Genomic DNA, 18,800 nt, shown 5'->3' on the forward strand with positions numbered 1-18,800 from the left:
CATCGCGCGTCACAAATGAGTTATTTCCGCCAACCTATTAGCGTTTCTTCAAGGTTCTGCCATGCGTCGATTGCCGCCGCTCAATGCCCTGCGCAGCTTCGAAGCCGCCGGCCGCCTGAATAGCCTGACGCTGGCCGCCGAAGCGCTGAATGTGACGCAAAGCGCCGTCGCTCAGCAGATTCGTGTCCTGGAGGATTTTCTCGGACAGAAACTCTTCGAGCGCGACGGGCGGAACATTCGACTGACCGTACGCGGACGCCACTACTGGACAGACGTCTCCACCTGCCTCGGCCGACTCACCGAAGCCACGGAGCACATGCTGAACACCACGACGCGCATGCCATTGCGAGTGAATGCGTCAACATCCTTTTTGCACACATGGCTACTCCCCCGGCTCGGGCGTTTTCGCGAGCAACACCCCGAGATCCCCGTCGAAATCGTGTCGACGCCGGACCGTAGCGTCACGCATCTCGACGACACGAGCGACATCGTCATTCGTCGATACACGCCGGAGTTGCGACGCCAGGGGTTCGTCGATCACCCGTTGATGCGCAGTCAAGCCGTCGCAGTGTGCGCGGCTACCCACCCGATGCGCGAGACGCTGCGCGAACCCGCCGACCTGCTCGACGCACCGTTGCTGCACTACGCGGGCATGCCACAGGCCTGGCAATACTGGTTTCACAGCGCAGAGGTGCGCGTCAGCGAAACGCTGCGGGGCACGATCTTCGATGAGTTTCTGCTGTCGCTGCGTGCCGCCGAGAACGGCCTGGGTGTCTGCCTCGCACCGCGTTCGGTCGTGCGCGACGCGCTGGAAAGCGGCCAGCTCGTCACCCTGTTCGATGATCGCGTTTCTCTCGAAGGTCCGCCCTATCACGCGCTCTATCGGGAAACGGACGGTGCGTCGCACCTCACGACGTTCGTCGATTGGCTGCAAGGCTGCGTCGATGCGCGAGATCGTGTGCCAGTGCCCGAGTGAGGTCGCGATGGGTTGAATTGTAGGTAGGTTGTACGACAACGGAAGCGCCATATCCTCACGTCACTCCGCTCCCGGCCTCACCGGCCAACGTCTCCAATCAGCTTCGACCCCGAGAAAACGGGTATACCCGCAAAGGCAATCTCAGGAACTTTCCATAGAATGTTGTCTGACGACATACAACAATGTGTCGATCCTCTTCGTTCCCTTTGGTCTGATCAACGTTCCCTGCCATGAGCCGAACCCCCATCGTCACCGAATTGCGCGTTGTTCCCGTCGCCGGCCGCGACAGCATGCTGCTGAACCTCAGCGGCGCACACGGGCCGTTCTTCACCCGCAACCTCGTCATCCTGACGGACAGCGCCGGGCATACCGGCGTTGGCGAAGTGCCCGGCGGTGAGTCGATTCGCAAGACGCTGGAGGACGCACGCCCCTACGTCGTCGGACAGTCGGTCGCGAACGTTCAAGCGATTCTCGGCCAGACGCGTCGCGTCTTCGCCGATCGCGATGCGGGCGGACGCGGCCTGCAAACCTTCGATCTGCGCACGACGATCCACGCAGTAACCGCGCTCGAAGCCGCGCTGCTGGACTTGCTCGGCCAGCACCTGGAAGTCCCCGTTGCCGCCCTCCTGGGTGAGGGGCAGCAGCGCAGTGAAGTCGCAATGCTCGGGTATCTGTTCTTCATCGGCGACCGCAATGCCACCGATCTGGCCTACGCCGAGAATCGTGGCGCGCGCGACGACTGGGAGCGCGTGCGCACGGAAGTCGCCATGACACCCGATGCCGTCGTCAAGCTGGCCGAGGCGGCACATGCGCGATACGGCTTTCAGGACTTCAAGCTCAAAGGCGGTGTGCTGGAGGGCGACGCAGAGATCGAAGCCGTCACCGCCCTTGCCAAACGCTTCCCGCAGGCACGTGTGACGCTCGACCCGAACGGCGCATGGTCGCTGGCCGAGGCTATCCGCCTGTGCCGCGATCAACACGACGTACTGGCGTACGCAGAAGATCCGTGCGGTGCGGAAAACGGCTATTCGGGTCGTGAAGTGATGGCGGAATTCCGACGCGCGACAGGGCTGCCGACAGCCACCAACATGATCGCGACGGACTGGCGTCAGATGGGCCACGCGATTCAATTGCAGTCCGTGGACATTCCGCTCGCCGATCCGCATTTCTGGACGATGCAGGGCTCGGTGCGCGTTGCGCAGATGTGCCACGAGTGGGGACTGACGTGGGGCTCGCACTCGAACAATCACTTCGATGTGTCGCTTGCGATGTTCACCCACGTGGCGGCCGCGGCGCCCGGCAAGATCACCGCCATCGATACGCACTGGATCTGGCAGGACGGTCAATACCTGACGCGCAACCCGCTGCAAATTGTCGGCGGTAACGTGCAGGTGCCGACCGTTCCGGGGCTCGGGGTGACGCTGGACATGGACGCCGTCGAGGCAGCCCACGCGTTGTACCTCGAACACGGTCTCGGCGCGCGCGATGACAGCGTTGCCATGCAATATCTTGTGCCGGATTGGAAATTCGATCCGAAACGCCCTTGCCTGATGCGCTGATTCATCGGCATTTCTCGCTTGCTTAAGCGCATCACTCGGAGCGTCGGAGAATCAAAATCCCGACGCTCGGTCACCGCCCGGTCGCAATGCGCATGAATTGCGGAATTTCAAAAAACGACGCGAAAAATCCGCAAGGCCTTTGAAGGGGGAATCAATAGAGGAAAAATCGGTATCGAAACCTTCGAAATGTCTCGTTGCGAGACCTTGCGATACCGGTGTGACGCTCGATAGCCGAGCGATTTCGGACATAAAAAAAGCCCAGGCGGTTAGGCCTGGGCTTTCTTCGTTTGGCGGAGCGGACGGGGCTCGAACCCGCGACCCCCGGCGTGACAGGCCGGTATTCTAACCAACTGAACTACCGCTCCAAACTTGCTGCAGCATCGTGATGTCACTCACTTTGCTTTCCTGCTAGTTGTCCGGCATTGCTGCATTTTCATGCGCATATCACCGAACTTCGTAGGTTTTGGCGGAGCGGACGGGGCTCGAACCCGCGACCCCCGGCGTGACAGGCCGGTATTCTAACCAACTGAACTACCGCTCCAAAACCGACAAAAAAACCCGCCTAACTTTCAGCGGGCTTTACGCCACAAACTGCCTGGCATTTTCAAACTGATACCGACTCGCTACCGGCACCAATTCTGGCGTCCCCTAGGGGATTCGAACCCCTGTACTCACCGTGAAAGGGTGATGTCCTAGGCCTCTAGACGAAGGGGACAAAATCGTCAAAACTTTGTCTGTTTCGCTACTGCTTACTGCATTTCGCGAAGAACGCTATTCTAAACAACATTTCTTCGCTTGTGAAGCTTTATTTTCAAGTTTTTTGCATCGTTTTTGCAAGAATCTTGCTCTTTCGACGCAGCCTGAAAATCAAGCTTCTGAATCCGTGGTGGAGGTAAGCGGGATCGAACCGCTGACCTCTTGCATGCCATGCAAGCGCTCTCCCAGCTGAGCTATACCCCCCGAACAGAGAAATGAGATTCTAATGACAAACCCATTTCCTGTAAATACCCTCCTCGCATTTTTTCCGCATTATTTTGCGAATCCGTGCGAAAAATAAAAAAACGGCGACTCGTGAGAGTCGCCGTCTTCTTTATCGCGCTCATGGCATGTAGCTACGGCACGCAAGCGGGCCGCCCTGCCTCATACCGAGGCCCGATTTACTGGGCGTCGCCTTCGCGCTTGACCAGCAGTGCACCGCCTTGCTTCTCTTCTTCGGTCAATGCCTTGTGCGACAGACGCAGACGACCCTTGTCGTCTTGCTGGATCACCTTCACGCGCACGGCCTGACCTTCCTTGACGTACTCGTTGATGTCCTTGATGCGCTCGTTGGCAATTTCCGAGATGTGCAGCAGACCGTCCTTGCCCGGCAGTACCGAGACGATGGCGCCGAACTCGAGCAGCTTGAGCACGGTACCGTCGTAGACCTGACCGACTTCGACTTCCACCGTGATCAGTTCGATACGACGCTTCGCTTCGGCAATGCCTTCGGCGCTCGGGCTGGCGATGGTCACCACGCCGTCGTCCGAGATGTCGATGCTCGTGCCGGTCTCTTCCGTCAGCGCGCGGATCACCGAACCACCCTTACCGATCACGTCACGGATCTTTTCCGGATTGATCTTGATGGTGACCATGCGCGGCGCGAATTCCGACAGCTCCGTACGCACGCCCGACTGGGCTTCCGTCATCTTGCCGAGGATATGCAGACGGCCTTCCTTGGCTTGCGCCAGCGCGACCTGCATGATTTCCTTCGTGATGCCCTGGATCTTGATGTCCATCTGCAGTGCGGTCACGCCATTCGACGTACCAGCCACCTTGAAGTCCATGTCGCCCAGGTGATCTTCGTCGCCGAGAATGTCGGTCAGCACGGCAAACTTGTTGCATTCGAGGATCAGGCCCATGGCGATACCGGCGACCGGCGAGGTCATCGGCACACCTGCGTCCATCATGGCGAGGCTACCGCCGCAGACCGAAGCCATCGACGACGAACCGTTCGACTCGGTGATTTCCGACACGACGCGCACGGTGTAACCGAAATCGTCAGCACCCGGCAGGCACGCGACCAGCGCGCGCTTGGCCAGACGGCCGTGACCGATTTCGCGACGCTTGGGCGAACCCACGCGACCCGTTTCGCCCGTCGAGAACGGGGGGAAGTTGTAGTGCAGCATGAAGCGATCGCGGTACTCGCCTTGCAGCGCGTCGATGATCTGCTCATCGCTCTTGGTGCCCAGCGTGGCCACCACGAGTGCTTGCGTTTCGCCACGCGTGAACAGTGCCGAACCGTGGGCACGCGGCAGCACGCCGGTGCGGATCGAGATCGGACGCACGGTGCGCGTGTCGCGGCCGTCGATACGCGGCTCGCCAGCCAGGATCTGGCTACGGACGATCTTGGCTTCCAGATCGAACAGGATGTTGCCGACTTCGATGTCGTCCGGAGCAGCTTCGCCCTTCGCAGCAGCGGCTTCGCCCAGCTTGGCGATCACGTCGGTGCTCACGGCACGCAGTTGTTGCGTACGCGCTTGCTTTTCACGCGTCTGGTAAGCAGCGCGCAGTTGGCCTTCGGCCAGCTCGCCCACTTGCGAGATCAGTGCGTCGTTCTTGGCAGCCGGGGCCCATTCCCACTCGGCCTTACCACCGTCGCGCACGAGTTCGTGAATCGCATTGATGGCCGTTTGCATTTGCTCGTGACCGAACACGACTGCGCCCAGCATCACGTCTTCCGGCAGCTCTTGCGCTTCCGATTCCACCATCAGCACAGCTTGTTCCGTACCGGCGACGACCAGGTCGAGCTTCGACTTGGCGATCTGCTCACGCGACGGGTTGAGCACGTACTGGCTGTCGACGTAGGCAACGCGTGCGGCGCCAACCGGGCCGTTGAACGGCAGACCCGAGATGGCCAGCGCGGCCGAAGCACCGATCAGGGCCGGGATGTCGGCCGGGACTTCCGGGTTCAGCGAGACGACCTGCACCACCACCTGGACTTCGTTGTAGAAGCCTTCCGGGAACAGCGGGCGGATCGGACGGTCGATCAGGCGCGACGTCAGCGTTTCGTTTTCCGACGGACGGCCTTCACGCTTGAAGAAGCCACCCGGGATCTTGCCGGCGGCGTAAGTCTTTTCAAGGTAGTCGACCGTCAGCGGGAAGAAATCCTGGCCAGCCTTGGCCTTCTTCGCACCCACGACCGTGGCGAGCACGACGGTATCGTCCATGTCGACGAGCACGGCACCGGATGCCTGGCGAGCGATCTCACCAGTTTCCATGCGAACCGTGTTTTGTCCCCATTGGAAAGACTTGACGACTTTATTGAACATTTGCACTCCTATATCGAATCGCGCGAATGCAGCAGCGGCGCGATATCGCTGCCGGGGTGATCCCGACGCCTTACAGGGGGGAGTGTTATGCCATTCCAGCGTAGCCCGCTGCGAAAATCCGCCAGCGCACCTCTGAGACGACCCTGGAATGACACAAGCCCTGCTTGCCGACGAGGCCCCGTAAATCGGTAACGGAGACCGGAAACCCGGCGCAACCGCCGGGTCAATCGTCCCGAAAGAGGCGCTCAGCGCATCGATCGGGTACCGCCCAAAAACAAAATGCCTGCATCAGCACGCTGATACAGGCATCTCGTCGTAATCGTAATCGCTTACTTACGCAGGCCCAGCTTCTCGATCAGGGCGCGGTAGCGGTCTGCATCCTTGCCCTTGAGGTAGTCGAGCAGCTTACGACGACGGCTCACCATGCGCAGCAGACCGCGGCGGCTGTGGTGATCCTTCATGTGTGCCTTGAAGTGCGGGGTCAGTTCGTTGATGCGCGTGGTCAGCAGCGCAACTTGAACTTCGGGGGAGCCAGTGTCATTGGCGGCGCGGGCGAATTGCGCCACGACGTCCGACTTCTTGATATCTGCGTTCGACATTTTCTTTCCTTTGGATATACACGCGGTCACGGAAGAATGGCCGTGCCGTGAACTTACAAAAACATGTACGTTGCCGTACATAAACAAAACTGCAAGTGCGCGATTATACGGGAACCGGCATCACGACGCCACTTTTTTCCGCGCTTTGCCGCAGCAGGCGGGCTTGCAAGCCCCTTCGAACCGCTCAAAACTCCGATTTCCGACGAATAATTCGACGAATTTCGTCGAATTATCCAAAAAATCACGACAAATCGATCTTCCCGCTTAGCGCTGACGCGCCATCCGGCAGGTACTCGGCAGCGCCACCTTGTTCATCGGCAGCTCCATCACCGTCCGAAATCCGTAGCCCGAGCCTTCGTTATCGAACTTCACACCCGGCTCGCCCGCGCGACGCATCACAGAGACGTACAGCGGCTCGATCATCTGATGGTCGTTCGCCCGCATCCATGCATCGGCCGGTGCCTCACGCACGCGACGGTTCTCGAGCGCGCGTGCAACGGTCGTCACATCCGTGGTGCCCGCTTGTTCGAGCGCTGCGGCGATCATGTCGACCATCACGCTCATGCGCAGCAACGGGTAGTCGTCGCGCGCCTCCGGATAGCGCGCGCGAAACGCCTTGTAGTACGCATCCGACGCCTCACCCCCGACGTTCGGATGCCACTCGGCCACCGCGTACACGCGTCCGACACCGGCATCGCCCAACGCCGCCGGGGCACCGAGCGCGTTGCCGTAGAACGTGTAGAACTTGAGCTCCATGCCCTGCTCTCGCGCAGCCTTGACGAGCAGCGTAAGGTCGTTGCCCCAACTGCCCGTGACCACAGTATCGGCCCCAGCCGCGCGGATACGCGCCAGATACGGCGTGAAGTCCTTCACACGGCCTACAGGGCTGAACTGTTCGCCCACGATCTGTACATCGGGACGCTTGGCGCCGATCATCTGGCGAGCCAGCGTGGCGACCTGACGTCCGAAGCTGTAGTCCTGATTGAGCAGATAGACCTTCTGAATGCTGTCGTCCTGCTTGATGGCTTCGGTGAGCGCCTGCATGCGCATCGCGGCGTTGGCGTCGAACGCGAAATGCCAGAAGCTGCACTGCTCGTTGGTCAGCGCCGTATCGACAGCGGAGTAGTTGAAGAACAGCATGCGCTGGCCCGGCTCACGAGCATTGCGCTTGTTGATGGCATCGATCAGGGCCGACGCCACCGCGGAACTGTTGCCTTGCAGGACGAACGGGATACCGAGATCCCCTGCCGCCTTGAGCTGCACGAGACTGTCTTCGACCGCGCCCTTGCTGTCGAACACCGTCAATTCGAGCGGATGTGCGCCGTCGCGCAACTTCACGCCACCGCGCGCGTTCACACGATCGATCGCGAAACGCAGATTCCGCTCGACCATCGCCCCCGCATTGCCGAAAGGCCCACTCATCCCCTCGATGAGGGCAAGCCGAATCGGCGGGGCGGCATTAGCCACACCGGTGGCGGCCAGCAGGCCCAAAGTGCACAGCACCGCGCAAATACGCGCCAGCAATACGTGAGATTTCATCGAGGCCTCTAGAACTGTCCCGGCGCGAATCATAACTGCCACCACCCGCCCGGGCAAGCCAAGGCACCCCACGATGGGGAACGGTGGCGGTATGCTATCAGCAAGCCACCATCGCCCATATTTTGGGCAAATCCCCACCCCATTGAGGCCAACCATGACGTATCGTTTCCCTGTGATTATCGACACCGATACTGCGTCGACTCGAGCCATCCGCTGGGCCGTTGCGGGCCTGCTCGCGTTGTCGTTGACGGCCTGTATCACGCCGACGTGGCAACAATTACCCGCATCGGCGTCCCAGGCGGAAGTGCAGGCGCAATTGGGTAAGCCCAAGGAGGTCTATCCGCTCGCGCCGGGCGTCACACGCTGGCTCTATCCGACGAAGCCGTTCGGCGAGGAAACGATTGCCGCCGACTTCGATGCTCAGGGCCGACTGCTGCACGTCACGCAGGTGCTGTCGACGCAGGAGTTCAACAAGGTCGAGATCGACAAATGGACCAAGACGGACGTACTGCATCACTTTGGCGAGCCCGTCGAGACCTCGGCTTTCCCGCTGATGAAGCGCGAAGTCTGGACCTACCGCTTCAAGCAAGACGACGTGTGGTTCTCGATGATGAACTTCTATTTCGACGCCGACGGCATCGTCAAGACCACCCAAATCAGCCCGGATCCGCTGCACGAGAAACGGGATAACAATCTGTTCTAAGTCAGGAGGGCGCCCTATCCCCGCGAATTCGTATCTTGACCACGCGTATCTCGCGGAACTGCGGCGCGACCTGCTGCGCTTTGCCAGGTTGCAATTGCGCGACGACCATCTGGCGGAAGACGCCGTTCAGGAAGCGCTGACGGCCGCTTGCTCACCATCGAGCGAATTCTCGGGGCGCTCCCAACACAAGACGTGGGTCTTCGCGATTCTGCGCAACAAGCTGATCGATACCATGCGCGCGCGACGCCGCACGATCAACGCTTCGTCTCTCGAGGGCGACGCCGATGAGAACTCCGTGTTCGATCGCGAGCTTTTCGACGAGCGCGGTCACTGGAACGATCACGCCCGCCCGCGCCCCTGGCCTCCCCCCGAGACACTCGTCGCCCGTCAACAGTTCTGGGCATTGTTCGACGGGTGCCTGAACACCCTGCCCGAATCCACCGGTCGCGTGTTTTCCATGCGCGAACTGCTCGACATGGACATCGCGGAAATTTGCCATGAACTGGACCTCGACGCCAATCATTGCAGCGTATTGCTGTACCGCGCGCGCACCCGCTTGCGCACTTGCCTATCGGCCAAAGGACTGGAAACCGACGATGCCCTTGGGTAACTGCGCCAACGTCACGCGCTCGCTCTCCGACAAGCTCGACCGACCGTTGACTGCACTCGCGAGCATTCGTATGCAAGCGCATCTGCTGATGTGCGCGGGGTGCCGCGCGTACGCATCGCAAATCGCCACGCTGCGCGCTATATCGCGAGGCATTGCCGGACATGCCGACATCGCCACAACACCGATTGATGACTGAAGATTAGCGAATTTTTTTCACCGCACTGTCATATCCGGCGCCTCCCTACGACTAAACGGTGCGATCGACAGCCAACGTGCTGCGCGATCAGACTTTTCCACCCACGCTTATCGTTTGGAGATAGCTACCATGAAGACGTCCATTATCTCGGCTGCCACACTTGCCATCGTCAGCGTTTCGACCGTCGCCTTTGCCGCTCCGCAGAGCGGACTGACCCGCGAACAAGTCGTCGCCGAACTCAAGGCTCTGCAAGATGTCGGCTATCACGGCGGCACCGACCATACTCGATATCCGGCCAACCTTCTGGCGGCCAAAGCGGAACTGGCAAAGCGCCAACCGGCGCCCACGCAAGCCACCACTGGCGTTGCCACCGGCGACGCCATGCCAGCACCTGCCTCTGGCATGAAGTCGGGTATGAAGCGCGCAGCCTACGGTGACGCATCGCTGCATGAGCGCATCTATCGCGGCCAGTAAGTCGTCAATCAGAAGTCACTCGCCGCCGAGTCGGCGGCGAGCCGAGGAAACCTCCGCGGACTCCCCGGAACACTGGACAAATTTCGGAGTCGCCCCCAATGCATAACTCTTATGTGACATGCCCTACCGCGGCTCGGCTAGAGCGCCTCGCATACTACTTCGCGCTTTACAGCGTCGTCGGCATCTTCATCGGCTACGGCTTCCATAAGTTCACCGAACGCGAAGCGGCGGCCATTTTCCCGCTGGTCAGCCAACATCCCCTGCTGGGTTGGCTCTACCTGGGTCTGAGCGCGCAAACGGTGTCCAACCTCATCGGTGGCTTCGAACTCGCCTCGGCGCTGGCCATGGCGCATACGGGCAACCGACGCGTGCGTCTGGCAGGCAGTCTGGGCGTGGTGCTCACCCTGATCGTGACTGTCTCGTTCCTTGCGACTACACCGGACATCCGCGGAGGCACCTTCGGCTTTCTGATCAAGGATCTGACGCTGCTAGGTGTCGCCCTGTTGGTCGCGGCACGCACATTCGCGCAAGGCCGCGAGCAGAACGTCTACAGCCGATACCATTCCGCCCTGAGATAGCAAAAATGCCCGCCCCTGACGTGCAGGGTGCGAGCATTTTCGGCGTCGGCGGCGAAGCAAACACCCCCGACCGATGGATCGATCGACACGGATCCACCGTGTCTAACGGCGATTACGGCGTGAGCTGCGGATTCAGCTTCTCGGCCTTCGAGTACAACTTGTTGAGTGCGGACAGATAGGCCTTGGCCGATGCCGCAACGATGTCCGGGTCCGTGCCAACGCCGTTCACGATACGTCCGGCCTTCGACAAACGCACCGTCACCTCGCCCTGCGATTGCGTGCCAGTCGTGATGGCGTTGACCGAGTACAGCAACTGCTCCGCACCGCTGTTCACCTGCGATTCGATGGCGTTGAGCACGGCGTCGACCGGCCCGTTGCCTTCGGATTCACCCACGAGTTCCTTGCCCTGCGCGGTGAACACCACGCGCGCGCTCGGACGCTCACCGGTCTCGGAGTGCTGGGCCATCGACACGAGGTAGAAGTGCTCGTTGCCTTCGGCCTGCGCTTCGTTCGAGACGATCGCGAGAATGTCCTCGTCGAAGATTTCCGACTTCTGGTCGGCAAGTTCCTTGAAGCGAGCAAACGCGGCGTTCACGTCCTGCTCCGACTCCATCTCGATACCCAGCTCTTGCAGACGCTGCTTGAACGCGTTACGGCCCGAGAGCTTACCCAGCACGATCTTGTTCGCCGTCCAGCCCACGTCTTCCGCACGCATGATTTCGTACGTATCGCGCGCCTTGAGCACGCCATCCTGGTGGATGCCCGACACGTGCGCGAACGCATTGGCACCCACGACGGCCTTGTTCGGCTGCACGTTGAAGCCGGTGATTTGCGAGACGAGCTTCGACGCCGGCACGATCTGCGTCGTATCGATGCCGAGTTCCAGACCGAAGTAATCCTTGCGGGTCTTGAGCGCCATTACGACTTCTTCGAGCGACGTGTTGCCTGCCCGCTCGCCCAAGCCGTTGATCGTGCACTCGATCTGACGCGCGCCGCCCAGTTGCACACCGGCCAGCGAGTTCGCCACCGCCATGCCCAGGTCGTTGTGGCAGTGCACCGACCAGACCGCCTTGTCCGAATTCGGCACTCGCTCACGCAACGTGCGCACGAGTTGGCCATACAGCTCCGGCACGCCGTAGCCGACCGTGTCCGCCACGTTGATGGTGGTCGCACCTTCGTTGATCACGGCTTCGAGCACGCGGCACAGGAAGTCCAGATCCGAACGGCTGCCGTCTTCCGGCGAGAATTCGATGTTGTCGGTGAACTGACGCGCGTAACGCACGGCAAGCTTCGCCTGCTCGAACACCTGGTCCGGGCTCATGCGCAGCTTCTTCTCCATATGCAGCGGCGACGTGGCGATGAACGTGTGAATACGCGACGAATTCGCCCCCTTGAGCGCCTCGGCAGCCCGCGCGATATCGCGGTCGTTAGCGCGTGCGAGCGAGCAGACGGTGCTGTCTTTCACGATGCCTGCGATCGCCTGAATCGCTTCGAAATCGCCGTTCGAGCTGGCCGCGAAACCGGCTTCGATGACATCCACGCGAAGTCGCTCCAGTTGTCGGGCGATGCGGATCTTCTCGTCGCGGGTCATCGACGCGCCCGGCGACTGTTCACCGTCGCGCAAGGTCGTATCGAAAATGATCAGCTTGTCGGCCATGATTTGCTCCTGAGGGGATTTCGTAGGGTTCGGTATTTTTTTGATATCAGCGCGCGGCGCGTACAGGCATGGCCGGCCCGAAGGCGGAGAAACAGCATGGCATCAGTGGCACCGCAAGTGACGCCATGTGCGACGCCAGAAGCGACGCCAAGCGGTGCGTGAGGAAGGCCCGGAGCCGGTCAGGCGCCTGAAATCATGAGCGCCAATATAGTCGCAAACGGGTGATTCCGCAACGCGGGGGGCTGGCGTCAAGCCCCGAGCACACTGGCATTCCCGGCCATCGGCCGGGCCACTCGTAGGCCCCAAAACGAAACAGCCCGGCACAAGGCCGGGCTGGCAATCACGGGACGACGCCCGATCAGAGCGGCGGAATCCGCAGCACCTGCCCCGGATAAATCTTGTCCGGGCTGGAGAGCATCGGCTTGTTCGCTTGAAAGATGCCGTCGTACTTGTTGGCATCGCCATAAGCCGTCTTCGAAATGGCCGACAACGTGTCGCCCGACTTCACCGTGTAGTACGTGGCTTCGGCCGACGCCGTCGAGACCGACATCTGGTCGTCCACCGCAGCAACCCCCTTCACGTTGCCGCAGCACAGAAGGATCTTCTCCTTGGTCGCCTGATCGGCTGCGACGCCGTAGACCTTGACGGTACGGGTCGCGCCGTCGAACTCTACGTCGAGGCCGGTCGCATCCAATCCCTGCGACTTGATGTAGTTTTCGATGGCTTCACCGGCGGCGCGGTTGGCCGCATCGGCATCGGGCCCCGGGGCGGGCGGCGGCGCGTCTGCCGCGTGTGCCTTACCGAAAAGCGCCTCACCGGCGTCCTTCACGAAATCGAGTATGCCCATGATTTCTCCTTCGTCACGTCGAACTATGGAAAACAGCGTCGGGTCCTGCCAGATCGGCGGAAAACGACCCGTGCCACAAGGGTACTTCGCCTACCAACGTCAAGATTAGCGCATCCCAACGGTGTCATACCTGACAACTCTGACAGGTAGATATGACAAGGGGCGTACCGAGACGCCCCTTGTTTCCTGCTCTGTTATTCGTCGACTTCGCCGAAAATCCGCTGACGGCGGCCTTTGACGAAGCGGAACGCCCACAGCACATAGCCCGACACGCTGTACACGCAGAACATGCCGAACAGCGCCAGCGGCGGGTCCGACGACACCAGAATAAAGCCGACCATGAACAGCAGCACCACGCCGAACGAGACGCGCTGGCGCACATCGAGCGCCTTGCCGCTGTAGAACGGCGCGTTCGACACCATCGACATCCCCGCATAGATCGTGAGGAAGAATGCGACCCACGGCATCCAGAAAACGTTCACCGGCAACTTGTTGTCGATCGTGATCCAGACGAACCCGGCGATCAGCGCTGCTGCCGCCGGACTGGCGAGCCCCTGGAAGAAGCGCTTGTCGACCACGCCGATGTTGGCGTTAAAGCGCGCCAGACGCAACGCCGCCCCCGCCACATAGACGAACGCCGCCAGCCAGCCCCACTTGCCGATCTCGTGCAGGATCCACTCGTACATCACCAGCGCCGGTGCGACGCCAAACGAGGTCATATCGGAAAGCGAATCGTACTGCTCACCGAAGGCGCTCTGCGTATTGGTCATGCGGGCGACGCGACCGTCCATGCCGTCGAGCACCATCGCGAAAAAGATGGCAATGGCCGCCTGTTCAAAGCGGTCGTTCATCGCCTGCACGATGGCGAAGAAGCCGCAGAAGAGTGCGGCGGTCGTGAAAGCGTTCGGCAGCAGATAGATGCCGCGATTGCGCGGACGCACCGGCACGTCGTCCTCCACACCCTGATCGTGGTCTTCGTTCATCGATGGCTCTGATGGATTCTTGTGACGGCCGAACGGCGAGAGATGCCTGACATTGTTGCGCAAGCGGCCGCGATGGTTTTCCGGCATCTATAACTCCTTTTCGATGCTAGGGTCGATGGACAGACCCCAAAACTGCGGGCGAACCCGCGACGGATCACCGCTATTGGAACGTGAAACGCGAAAGCAGTTGCAAACTGCATCGCCAAACCCCGGCACCCCGTGGCAGAGCTTGACGACGCGGCGGCCGCAGCGACGTGCAACCCGGAGGTCGCGCCGCCGCCACTGACACCGATGCAGTTACGAGTGGCTTACAGCTCGGCGAGAATCGTCGAGGTGGCGGACACCTTGTCGCCGATCGCCACGCGCGGGCGCGAGCCCAGCGGAAGATAGACGTCGACACGCGAACCGAAGCGAATAAAACCGTAACGCTGACCACGCGTGAGACGGTCGCCCGCCTTCACGTAGCACAGGATACGGCGTGCGATCAGACCGGCGACCTGCACGCTCGTCACGATCTGGCCGCCCACGTCGATCACCAGCGCATTGCGCTCATTCTCAAGCGACGCCTTGTCGAGATCTGCGTTGAAAAAACGTCCCGGGAAATATTCCACCTTGGTCACCGTACCGTCAACCGGAGCACGATTCGAGTGGACATTGAAGACGTTCATGAAGACGCTGATCTTCAGCGCTTCACGGCCAGCGTACGGGTCCTGTGTGGTTTCGATGGCCACGATGCGGCCGTCTGCCGGGGAAAGCACGGCATTGGCTTGCTGCGGCACTTCACGCGGCGGGTCGCGGAAGAACTGCAGAACGAACAGGGCGATCACCCAGAACGGCGCGGCCCAAAACACGCCAGCCATAAAATGCACGACGAGCGCGACGGCGACGGCGATACCCAGGAAGGGCCAGCCCTCGCGGGCAATGATCGGGTGAGGATAATTCATGCGATTGAACTCGCGTCCTTGGTAAAACGGTTGAGTGAGCGGGTCGGCCTGCTTTGGACCAAACCGTGGCGTGGCGGCATTGTAGCAATGCGCGCGGCACGGCGACACTTTTTCCCCAAACGACACGCGGATGTCATAAAAAAACCGCCCGTTTTACCGCAGCGACAGCTACGGCAAAACAGGCGGTCAGCGACGTCAGTTCAGAAAACTTAGTTCTTCGACTGGTCGACCAGCTTGTTCTTGGCGATCCACGGCATCATCGCGCGCAGCTTGCCGCCCACTTGCTCGATCTGGTGCTCGGCCGTGATACGACGACGCGAGATCAGGGTCGGAGCGCCAGCCTTGTTTTCCAGGATGAACGACTTGGCGTATTCGCCGGTCTGGATGTCGGTCAGGCATTGCTTCATGGCCTTCTTCGTCTCTTCCGTCACGACGCGCGGGCCGGTGACGTACTCGCCGTATTCGGCGTTGTTCGAGATCGAGTAGTTCATGTTGGCGATGCCGCCTTCATAGATCAGGTCGACGATCAGCTTCAGTTCGTGCAGGCACTCGAAGTAGGCCATTTCCGGCGCGTAACCGGCTTCGACCAGCGTTTCGAAACCGGCCTTGATCAGCTCGACGGTACCGCCGCACAGCACGGCTTGTTCGCCGAACAGGTCGGTTTCCGTTTCTTCGCGGAAGTTCGTTTCGATGATGCCGGCACGGCCACCGCCGTTAGCGGCTGCGTACGACAGCGCGATGTCGCGAGCGGCGCCCGACTTGTCTTGTGCCACGGCGATCAGGTGCGGCACGCCGCCACCTTGCGAGTACGTCGAGCGCACCGTGTGGCCCGGGGCCTTCGGGGCGATCATGATGACGTCGAGGTCGGCGCGCGGGATCACGCAGCCGTAGTGCACGTTGAAGCCGTGCGCGAAGGCCAGCGCAGCGCCTTCCTTGATGTTGGCGTGCACTTCGTTCTTGTACACGTCGGCGATTTGCTCATCCGGCAACAGCATCATGACGATGTCGGCCGACTTCACGGCTTCCGCCACTTCCTTGGTGTTCAGGCCGGCGTTGACTGCCTTGTTCCACGAAGCGCCGTCTTTGCGCAGACCGACCGTCACGTTCACGCCGCTGTCCTTCAGGTTCTGTGCGTGGGCGTGGCCTTGCGAGCCGTAACCGATGATCGTGACTTGCTTGCCCTTGATGAGGGAGAGGTCGGCGTCTTTGTCGTAGAAAACTTTCATTTGGAGTGTCCCGTATTACCAAAAATAAACTGAAATCAGAATGGATCGAAATCCGCTTACCGCGTTGCCGTTGCCGGTCAGACCTTCAGGATGCGCTCACCGCGCCCGATGCCCGAGCCACCGGTACGAACCGTCTCGAGAATCGCCGTCTGGTCGAGCCCTTCGATAAATGCGTCGAGCTTCGACGAATTTCCGGTGAGCTCAATCGTATAGGTCTTTTCCGTAACGTCAATGATGCGGCCGCGGAAAATATCCGACATCCGCTTCATCTCTTCCCGCTCCTTGCCTACCGCGCGAACCTTGATCAGCATGAGTTCGCGCTCGATATGCGCGCCCTCGGTCAGATCGACCACCTTCACCACTTCGATGAGCCGGTTCAGGTGCTTCGTGATCTGCTCGATGACGTCATCGGAGCCGGTCGTGACCACCGTCATGCGTGAGAGCGACCGATCTTCGGTCGGCGCAACGGTGAGGGTCTCGATATTGTAGCCACGTGCAGAAAACAGTCCGACCACGCGCGACAGCGCGCCCGGCTCGTTTTCGAGCAAAACAGAAATAATGTGCCTCATGGTGTATCCCGGATTGTCCTTGTTGGGGACGTCGCGCCCGCGCTCCGGCTATGCCGGCAGCGACTGGCAGCGCGTACGTGCCGCTTCGTCTTACAGATCTTCCGAACCGAGCAGCATCTCGCTGATGCCCTTGCCCGCCTGAACCATCGGCCAGACGTTTTCGGTGGGATCCGTTTGGAAATCCATGAATACCGTGCGGTCCTTCAGGGCCAGCGCCTCGCGCAGTGCCGGCTCGACGTCCGACGACTTTTCGATGCGCATCCCCACATGACCGTACGCCTCGGCGAGCTTCACGAAGTCCGGCAGCGCGTCCATGTACGAACTGGAGTAACGCTTGCTGTATTCGATCTGCTGCCACTGACGAACCATGCCCAGATAGCGGTTGTTGAGCGACAGGATCTTGACCGGCGTGCGGTATTGCAAGCACGTCGAGAGTTCCTGAATGCACATCTGGATCGAGCCTTCGCCGGTGATACAGGCGACTTCTGCGTCCGGATGCGCCATCTTCACGCCCATCGCCGCCGGCAGACCGAAGCCCATCGTCCCCAGACCGCCCGAGTTGATCCAGCGGCGCGGTTTGTTGAAGCGATAGTACTGAGCAGCCCACATCTGATGCTGACCGACGTCCGAGCACACGAAGGCTTCACCGTCGGTGAGCTTCCAGTAGGTCTCGACCACGTGTTGCGGCTTGATGATCTCGCTCTTGCGATCGAAGGCGAGGCAATCGCGCGAACGCCATTCCTCGATCTGCTTCCACCAATCGGCAAGCGCCCCGGTATCCGGGCCGTGCTCGGCGGTTTGCAGATTCTCGATCATCTCGCGCAGCACTTCCTTCACGTCGCCGACGATCGGAATGTCGACCTTCACACGCTTGGAAATCGACGACGGGTCGATATCGATGTGAATGATCTTGCGGGCGGTCGACGAGAAGTGTTCCGGATTGCCGATCACACGGTCGTCGAAGCGCGCACCGATGGCGATGAGCACGTCGCAGTGCTGCATGGCCATGTTGGCTTCGTACGTGCCGTGCATGCCCAGCATGCCGAGGAACTTGGGATCGCTCGCGCGATACCCGCCCAGGCCCATGAGCGTGTTGGTCACCGGATAGCCGAGCAGGTCGCAGAACTGGTTCAGTTCCTTCGACGCGTCGGCCAGAATGATGCCGCCGCCGGTGTAGATATAGGGACGCTTGGCCGAGAGCAGCAGGCTCATGGCCTTGCGGATCTGGCCCGAATGGCCCTTCGTCACCGGATTGTACGAGCGCAGCGACACCGTCTTCGGATATTCGAAGCGGCAGCGTGCCTTGGAAACGTCCTTCGGAATGTCGACCAGCACCGGACCCGGACGGCCCGTCTTGGCGATATAGAAGGCTTTCTTGATGGTGGCTGCGAGGTCGCGCACATCCTTCACGAGGAAGTTGTGCTTGACGCAGGGACGGGTGATACCGACCGTGTCGCACTCCTGGAAGGCGTCCTGACCGATAGCGGCCGTGGGCACCTGCCCGGTGATGATGACGAGCGGGATCGAATCCATGTACGCCGTGGCAATCCCGGTGACCGCATTGGTCACGCCCGGGCCAGACGTCACAAGGCACACACCGACTTTGTCGGTGGAACGCGAATAAGCGTCGGCCGCATGGACGGCTGCCTGCTCATGGCGCACCAGAATGTGCTGGATCTTGTCCTGCTTGTAGAGTTCGTCGTAGATGTAGAGAACCGAACCGCCGGGATAACCCCACAGATGTTCGACTCCCTCTTCTTGAAGCGAGCGCACGAGGATCTCGGCGCCAATCATGTCTTCAGAAGTATTTTGGTGGCGTGTAGCTTCCGCCTCGGAGAATTCCGCGCTTGGCATGTTCATCGTCGACCTTTCAAAGTTTCGGCAAAAATTTTGATTGGGTGCTCTCCCCACGAACTTGTGGTCCGGGCTCAAGCTGCGCGTCTGAATGATGGACCCACCTGATGGGTGTGCCGATATTGAGACAATCACAGATATTGCGAACTGGCAACGTTACCGGTTTGCAGCAAAATGG

General features: G+C 60.6%; 17 protein-coding genes and 4 tRNA genes. 7 read left to right on the plus strand and 14 right to left on the minus strand.

Annotated elements, in window-relative coordinates:
• Positions 1–61: 61 nt before the first annotated feature.
• Entirely contained in the window at positions 62–976 is a 915-nt protein-coding gene (locus ACIQWO_RS07925; RefSeq protein WP_402821487.1) for a LysR substrate-binding domain-containing protein, read from the plus strand.
• A 230-nt stretch (positions 977–1,206) separates the two neighbouring features.
• Entirely contained in the window at positions 1,207–2,535 is a 1,329-nt protein-coding gene (gudD, locus tag ACIQWO_RS07930; RefSeq protein ID WP_402821490.1) for a glucarate dehydratase, read from the plus strand.
• A gap of 288 nt (positions 2,536–2,823) precedes the next feature.
• Here the strand turns inward: gudD and ACIQWO_RS07935 are convergent.
• From ACIQWO_RS07935 to ACIQWO_RS07965, 7 genes are all read right to left on the minus strand, one after another.
• Positions 2,824–2,900 (minus strand) — tRNA-Asp (locus ACIQWO_RS07935).
• Between the two features lie 99 nt (positions 2,901–2,999).
• Positions 3,000–3,076: transfer RNA gene (locus ACIQWO_RS07940), tRNA-Asp, on the minus strand.
• Between the two features lie 98 nt (positions 3,077–3,174).
• A tRNA-Glu gene (locus ACIQWO_RS07945) sits at positions 3,175–3,250 on the minus strand.
• A gap of 169 nt (positions 3,251–3,419) precedes the next feature.
• Positions 3,420–3,495 (minus strand) — tRNA-Ala (locus ACIQWO_RS07950).
• Positions 3,496–3,692: 197 nt separating this feature from the next.
• Positions 3,693–5,849, minus strand: coding sequence for a polyribonucleotide nucleotidyltransferase (gene pnp / locus ACIQWO_RS07955; protein ID WP_402821493.1), 2,157 nt, complete (start codon positions 5,847–5,849; stop codon positions 3,693–3,695).
• Positions 5,850–6,172: 323 nt separating this feature from the next.
• A complete protein-coding gene (gene rpsO / locus ACIQWO_RS07960; RefSeq protein WP_039397648.1) occupies positions 6,173–6,442 on the minus strand; it encodes a 30S ribosomal protein S15 in 270 nt (89 codons plus the stop codon).
• Between the two features lie 264 nt (positions 6,443–6,706).
• Positions 6,707–7,981: a branched-chain amino acid ABC transporter substrate-binding protein gene (locus ACIQWO_RS07965; RefSeq protein WP_402821497.1), complete on the minus strand. Its 1,275-nt coding sequence runs from the start codon at positions 7,979–7,981 to the stop codon at positions 6,707–6,709.
• 154 nt (positions 7,982–8,135) lie between these two features.
• On the opposite strand from ACIQWO_RS07965, the gene ACIQWO_RS07970 reads away from it, so the two are divergent.
• The 5 genes from ACIQWO_RS07970 to ACIQWO_RS07990 all read left to right on the plus strand — a co-directional run bounded on the left by ACIQWO_RS07970 (position 8,136) and on the right by ACIQWO_RS07990 (position 10,542).
• Positions 8,136–8,684, plus strand: coding sequence for a hypothetical protein (locus tag ACIQWO_RS07970; protein WP_402821499.1), 549 nt, complete (start codon positions 8,136–8,138; stop codon positions 8,682–8,684).
• 16 nt (positions 8,685–8,700) lie between these two features.
• The gene (locus tag ACIQWO_RS07975) at positions 8,701–9,294 is read left to right on the plus strand and encodes a sigma-70 family RNA polymerase sigma factor (protein WP_402821915.1); all 594 of its coding nucleotides are present in this window, start codon (positions 8,701–8,703) and stop codon (positions 9,292–9,294) included.
• The gene (locus ACIQWO_RS07980; RefSeq protein ID WP_402821502.1) at positions 9,281–9,490 is read left to right on the plus strand and encodes a zf-HC2 domain-containing protein; all 210 of its coding nucleotides are present in this window, start codon (positions 9,281–9,283) and stop codon (positions 9,488–9,490) included. The genes ACIQWO_RS07975 and ACIQWO_RS07980 overlap by 14 nt, the downstream gene beginning before the upstream one ends.
• A gap of 129 nt (positions 9,491–9,619) precedes the next feature.
• Entirely contained in the window at positions 9,620–9,964 is a 345-nt protein-coding gene (locus ACIQWO_RS07985) for a DUF4148 domain-containing protein (RefSeq protein WP_402821505.1), read from the plus strand.
• A gap of 98 nt (positions 9,965–10,062) precedes the next feature.
• Positions 10,063–10,542 carry a DUF417 family protein gene (locus ACIQWO_RS07990; RefSeq protein WP_402821508.1) on the plus strand — a complete coding sequence of 160 codons (480 nt, stop codon included), beginning with the start codon at positions 10,063–10,065 and terminating at the stop codon, positions 10,540–10,542.
• Between the two features lie 112 nt (positions 10,543–10,654).
• On the opposite strand, the gene ACIQWO_RS07995 is transcribed toward ACIQWO_RS07990, so the two are convergent.
• The 7 genes from ACIQWO_RS07995 to ACIQWO_RS08025 all read right to left on the minus strand — a co-directional run bounded on the left by ACIQWO_RS07995 (position 10,655) and on the right by ACIQWO_RS08025 (position 18,628).
• Complete coding sequence (locus ACIQWO_RS07995; protein ID WP_402821511.1) at positions 10,655–12,199, minus strand: 2-isopropylmalate synthase; 1,545 nt, start codon at positions 12,197–12,199, stop codon at positions 10,655–10,657.
• A gap of 358 nt (positions 12,200–12,557) precedes the next feature.
• Positions 12,558–13,046: a peptidoglycan-binding protein LysM gene (gene lysM, locus ACIQWO_RS08000; RefSeq protein ID WP_402821514.1), complete on the minus strand. Its 489-nt coding sequence runs from the start codon at positions 13,044–13,046 to the stop codon at positions 12,558–12,560.
• A gap of 194 nt (positions 13,047–13,240) precedes the next feature.
• Positions 13,241–14,116: a phosphatidylcholine/phosphatidylserine synthase gene (locus ACIQWO_RS08005; protein ID WP_039397635.1), complete on the minus strand. Its 876-nt coding sequence runs from the start codon at positions 14,114–14,116 to the stop codon at positions 13,241–13,243.
• A gap of 221 nt (positions 14,117–14,337) precedes the next feature.
• On the minus strand, positions 14,338–14,973 hold the full coding sequence (locus ACIQWO_RS08010; protein WP_039397633.1) for a phosphatidylserine decarboxylase: 636 nt from the start codon (positions 14,971–14,973) through the stop codon (positions 14,338–14,340).
• A gap of 209 nt (positions 14,974–15,182) precedes the next feature.
• Positions 15,183–16,199, minus strand: a complete 1,017-nt coding sequence (gene ilvC, locus ACIQWO_RS08015) for a ketol-acid reductoisomerase (RefSeq protein ID WP_039397631.1) — start codon at positions 16,197–16,199, stop codon at positions 15,183–15,185.
• A gap of 77 nt (positions 16,200–16,276) precedes the next feature.
• A complete protein-coding gene (ilvN, locus tag ACIQWO_RS08020; RefSeq protein WP_039397629.1) occupies positions 16,277–16,768 on the minus strand; it encodes an acetolactate synthase small subunit in 492 nt (163 codons plus the stop codon).
• Positions 16,769–16,858: 90 nt separating this feature from the next.
• Positions 16,859–18,628, minus strand: coding sequence for an acetolactate synthase 3 catalytic subunit (locus tag ACIQWO_RS08025; RefSeq protein ID WP_039397628.1), 1,770 nt, complete (start codon positions 18,626–18,628; stop codon positions 16,859–16,861).
• Positions 18,629–18,800: the final 172 nt, after the last annotated feature.

The sequence above is a fragment of the Pandoraea sp. NPDC090278 genome (assembly GCF_044772185.1).
In the GTDB taxonomy this organism is placed as follows: domain Bacteria; phylum Pseudomonadota; class Gammaproteobacteria; order Burkholderiales; family Burkholderiaceae; genus Pandoraea.